At 39.1% G+C, this 5124-nt stretch carries 5 protein-coding genes; 4 read left to right on the forward strand and 1 reads right to left on the reverse strand.

Features of this window, described 5'->3' with window-relative positions:
• Positions 1–156 precede the first annotated feature (156 nt).
• Positions 157–1557 carry a hypothetical protein gene (locus tag DYY65_RS09280; RefSeq protein WP_162477682.1) on the forward strand — a complete coding sequence of 467 codons (1401 nt, stop codon included), beginning with the start codon at positions 157–159 and terminating at the stop codon, positions 1555–1557.
• A 21-nt stretch (positions 1558–1578) separates the two neighbouring features.
• Here DYY65_RS09280 and DYY65_RS09285 read toward each other — a convergent pair whose 3' ends face one another.
• On the reverse strand, positions 1579–2415 hold the full coding sequence (locus tag DYY65_RS09285; protein ID WP_162477683.1) for a hypothetical protein: 837 nt from the start codon (positions 2413–2415) through the stop codon (positions 1579–1581).
• Positions 2416–2483: 68 nt separating this feature from the next.
• On the opposite strand from DYY65_RS09285, the gene DYY65_RS09290 reads away from it, so the two are divergent.
• The 3 genes from DYY65_RS09290 to DYY65_RS09300 all read left to right on the forward strand — a co-directional run bounded on the left by DYY65_RS09290 (position 2484) and on the right by DYY65_RS09300 (position 4931).
• Positions 2484–2702, forward strand: a complete 219-nt coding sequence (locus tag DYY65_RS09290; protein WP_162477684.1) for a hypothetical protein — start codon at positions 2484–2486, stop codon at positions 2700–2702.
• A gap of 299 nt (positions 2703–3001) precedes the next feature.
• Entirely contained in the window at positions 3002–3358 is a 357-nt protein-coding gene (locus tag DYY65_RS09295; protein WP_162477685.1) for a hypothetical protein, read from the forward strand.
• A gap of 166 nt (positions 3359–3524) precedes the next feature.
• Positions 3525–4931: a helix-turn-helix domain-containing protein gene (locus tag DYY65_RS09300; RefSeq protein ID WP_162477686.1), complete on the forward strand. Its 1407-nt coding sequence runs from the start codon at positions 3525–3527 to the stop codon at positions 4929–4931.
• Positions 4932–5124 lie beyond the last annotated feature (193 nt).

The raw sequence follows: 5124 nt of genomic DNA on the forward strand, positions 1-5124 counted from the left end.
TGGTGTCACCATTTCTTGGGGGCCTGCTAGGATAGGATGTTCTCTCATAAAAGTTGGGTTTACTCATTTTATATTACTTTTCGACTATCCCATATAATAGTCAGATGAATGAATGTTTATATTTTAAAACTAACTATGATAGAATATTCTAAGCCAATGACTGAACTAACCGAAAATAGACTTAAAGAGTGCTGTGATGGTCTAAAGCCTTTCTCGTTCAAATCCGTTCGTGAATCAGGAGAAACAAATGGATTACTTATTTGTAACTACATAGCAGCTGTAAAAACTGAGAGAAGAGGGCTGTCTGACAATTATCGCAGAAACATTATAGCTAATCTAAGTCGGCTATCACGCTTTCACAAAAATAAGCCGTTTAAAGCCATGAAAAGAGAGAATGTTATAGTATTTCTGAATCAATTACGTAAACCTGACAGCGAAGATCCATTACACAAATGGAAGGGGTCATATAATCAATCCTTAACCCTTATAATTTCCTTCTTCAAGTGGCTGTATTACCCAAACGATACTTTAAGTGATAGACCTAAACCTGATGTAGTAAAGAACATAGTCTTCCAAAAACGACTGGAGGTATCAATATACAAGCCATCAGATATGTGGTCGCTTGAAGACGACACCTTGTTCCTAAAATACTGTCACTCAAAGCGTTTGAAATGCTATCATGTGGTGTCCAGAGATACCGGGGCAAGACCACATGAGCTTACAAAGTTAAAGATCCTTGATGTCCAGTTTCGGCTTAATGGGGACGGAACACAATATGCAGAATGTCTTTTCAATGGTAAGACTGGAACAAGGTATAATGCATTAATCAACTCCATTCCATATGTCAAGGATTATTTGGATCATGAACACCCACAACCTACAAATGATAACGCACCTTTCATTAGTGCGGTTAGTAAGAGCCTAGCCAGACATCTTCCATCGAGCGAAATATTTCGTTTCTATAGTGATCAAAAGAAATGTTTCACAAATTTGTTGGATAACCCTAGCGTTCCATTTGATGATAAACAGAAGATTTGTGAGCTGCTGAAAAAACCCTGGAACCCCTATGTCAGACGACATACTGCATTAACAGAAAAATCGGCTAATCCACTCATGAAACCAATATTAGAACAATTTGCTGGATGGGTTGAGGGTTCGAATATGGGAAAACGTTATACACATTATTTCGGTAACGAATCTACTAATAGGCTCTTAGAGGCCCATGGAATATTACCTCCGAATTCAAATAACGAATTAAAATTAAACATTACGAATTGTCCACACTGCAACGAACCAAACACACCGGACGCCAAGTTTTGTGCCAATCTAAAGTGTAGGATGGTTCTACGGTATGATGGGTACCAGGAGTCAGTAGAGAAGCAGAGAGAGAATGAAAACAAGCTCGCAATTATGGAACAAAGATTCAACTCTATGCAATCTCAGATGCATTCTCTAATAACTGCACTTGGTAGTATGGATCAGTATGCCAAAAATACATTTGCAAAGCAACTGTTTGAAAACAAAATATACGACAATGAATTTCCAAACTCTGGCTAAAGAAAAGAGGTCAAAGCAGTTTTAGAGATTTCTGTATACGTATACCTCTTCGTTTTCTACTTTAATGACTAAGTCACGCTGTGCTGTTCTTGTTTTTACACCATCCCATACCTCCATAGACAAGTGTCCAGTATTTTTTTTAGAATCCAGCCACACCCTACCTGTTAAATCTCCACCATATACGGGCGTAAACTTAAAGAACATCTCAGTATATCCGGGTATACCTTCTGCAAATGATTCTATATTAGTCCAAATCTTATTGATGATTTCTAATGGAACTCCAAACTCTTCAATACAGATGTCTTGAAGATAGTCAACAAATTTTCTTGTATTATTATCCTGAATGTCCATTTCCCTAACTTCGTGTACGTCATTAACTTTATTCCAATTGAACAAATAGACTAATTTTTGTTTTTTCGCTTCTTCTACGATCCGTGGCATTCGCAATCTGAACGAGATTGCATTACAAATTTCTTTTGCTCTTACAAGGTGGTTTATTGTAAGATTGTTCAAATCAGAATCTTGTTCTACCTTAGTTCGATATTGTTCTATACATATCCGAATTCCAAGCCGGACAAGTAGCCCGGCTAATTCGCTTCTTCTTACATCATCTACATTAGTTCGATTTACAGGAAGCATCCCTAATATTGCCTTCAATAACTTATTGACATTTGTATAACTGAAAATTTCCTTCTGTGTCTCTTCAGGTAGCCTTCGAGCTATCAATGTAAGATCATCAACCATAGTAATTGCATTCTTTTGTAATCTAAGCAGTGTCTGATACTTGTTGGAGTCTCTTCGTGCTATTTCTTTCCAATTATGTTCAATTAACTTCTTACGAGTCGCTCTCTCTAACATATATTGTTAGAAATGGTAGGTTGGTCTACCCTAAAAAGTTATTTATTATATTCAATAAGTATATGCAGATGACTGAGATAATTACATTCAGCATTTCAGCAAAATTGCGTAAGAAGGTTGATGAACTAAGGGGCGATATTACTCGTTCTAAGTTCGTCTCGCGCATAATAGAAGATGCAGTACAAATACGAACAAAACCAAACCTAGTTCCTACGACTGGTAAGTCTTTGCAGAGGCCCGGCCAGCCAGTAGGAAGTTCCATCCAGGGAAAGCCCACAGATGCTTAGCAAACCTTACGTAACTCCGTTATTAGAACGTTCAATTTCTGGAACGGAGTTTAAAGTGGACGTTGTGACTGTGTGTCTTACTTCCAGCTGTTCTGAATGCAAGGGTGAATACGTAAATCACGTGCTTGGACACAAGTTTGTGTGCCAATGTAAGTGTCATGGTGGAGAGCATGAACATTGTGATTACTCGGCTGTTCCATGTACTCATTGCACAAACTGCGGCGTAAAACAAAAGGACGGAGTTAAAAAATGGCTAGTGTAGATGCAAAAGAGCAAAGGCGCTTACGAAGGGAGATAAGATGATGGAATCGACGATCGAAGATAGAGTAGCGATCTACAATAAGAGGTTAGATAAGGCGAAGATCTATGGGGAGAATTTAAAAATCTATTTCAAGGAACATGCACCGGATGTCATAGATGAATATGGTGAACTAGATACACACAAAGCTTCCGAATACTTCGAGAAGTTACTTAATTTAGCGAATACAGGTAAAACCTTAGCCGATCAAGATGACGATCTAGTACAGGCCTTCGCAACTGTAGGACGTGCATATTGCGGGATATATGATAAATGGACTGGAACATGGATAACTGCTCTGGAAGAATCTCATTATCCCCCACTATGCGAAGAGTGTGCGATCTATGGCAGATATTAAAAGAAGGAACGGCTCGCTGCCTGGCAGGTGTCCGAGCCGAGTCAACACAACCACCGATCTGTACCATATTCTAACCTCAATTAGTGATGTAGTTGACAGAGCATTATAATTCGACAGATATTATTAAGGTATTCTTTATACGTTATGAGGGGTTGACCAAACGTACGTGATTGATTGGTCAACTGAAGACCAGGAAGCCTTAGACGATTATATTATAGAACTCTCAAAGTCCCGAACGATCAGAAAGATCGCAAAGATCTTTGGTGTTAGCCATAACACCATTAGAAAGCGGATTAAAAATAGAGGACTGAAGATTATCTTTCATAGAAAGAAAATCAATGACTGGAAGGCAATAGTAGAACATATCAGAGCAATAGATCTCCCATTTTACAAGAGCCTACACCTTTATCCTGTCGAACTTAGGCAGCTCTACTACCGTTTAATTGAGGTTGGACTGATAACAAAAAGTCAGAGCAACTACAACTATTTATCGAGAGTTACATCCGAAGCCAGGAGAGGATGTACTTCTGATTTCCTAAAACCCTCCAGATATGGTAAACTTCCACTAGACTGTATTATTGATAAGGGATCTCCAGATCTGTTGGGATCTACAGATCTAGATAAAGGCCCATCTAACCCAACACCTGCAGAGTGGCCAGACGTTTGGGAGGAACATCTTAATAACGGATTCGAAGAGGCAGACAAAGCTATAGATGCACTTGATGAGCTACCGGATGATTATGATGGTAAGGTATATGGTGGAAGTGATGGGGTTAATCCGGGTAAGTGGTGGCATCAACCCAAGTATGTTGAGGTCTGGGTCGAGGCAGCTAATCTTATCAAAACACTTGATAGTCTGATTGGAGACATTGTTAAAGTTACTGCAGCAGGTGGTGTGGCAACCACCTATACATTAGCAAAGAACTGTGAACGAATCAAAAAGTTGAAGGAGTCACATGACCATATCAAACAGGTTATCATACTTTACTGTGGCGATCTAGATTCAACGGGCGATTGGTTAGATGAGTATCTGGTTAATGCCATTCAATATTATACTGGATGGACCCATCATAAGGAATTTGAAGTAATTAGAGTGGCAGTCACACCCGAACAAATTCTCGAATGGAACTTGGTGGAAAATCCAGAGTATAATACAGAGGAGAATAAAGATCCACGCTTTGAGCGATTTGCGGACAAATATCCTGAACTGGTAAAGAAATATGGTGAGAAATTTGGCATTCAAGTAGAGGCAATGTTAACCACCAAAATAAAGATCAAAAGATTCGAGAAATTACTTCGGGATAAAATACTCTCTAAGGAGTATTGGGATGAAGATCTGTGGAAAAAGGAATGTCCACCTAATAAGTACGACTACGAAGCAAACCATGAGTTAGAGCCACAACCATTTGACATAGATAATGATCTGCCAGATCCGGAGTCCTACTTTAGTATGACATCTGAAGAGTCGGATATGGATAACACTAGGGAGATCATGGAGCGTAGGATAAAGGAATACAAAAAGAAACTAAGGGATAAGCTCAATAAAATGTTGGTGAAGGAGGATGATCTTTAGTTCTCTTCTTGCCTCGATTAATAATCACACTCTGATGAATGATTTGGCAAATTTAGCGAAACGTTGTACCATATCACTCCCACCGGATTTATACAAACAGTTAGAGCGGGACAGACAGTACGAAAGTAGATCTAGCTATTATTCTCGACTATTGAGGCAAGCCGCGACGAAGGAGCGGCAGTAGACAGAAAAA

This window comes from Nitrososphaera sp. AFS (genome assembly GCF_009898475.1).
Taxonomy (GTDB): Archaea; Thermoproteota; Nitrososphaeria; order Nitrososphaerales; family Nitrososphaeraceae; genus Nitrosopolaris.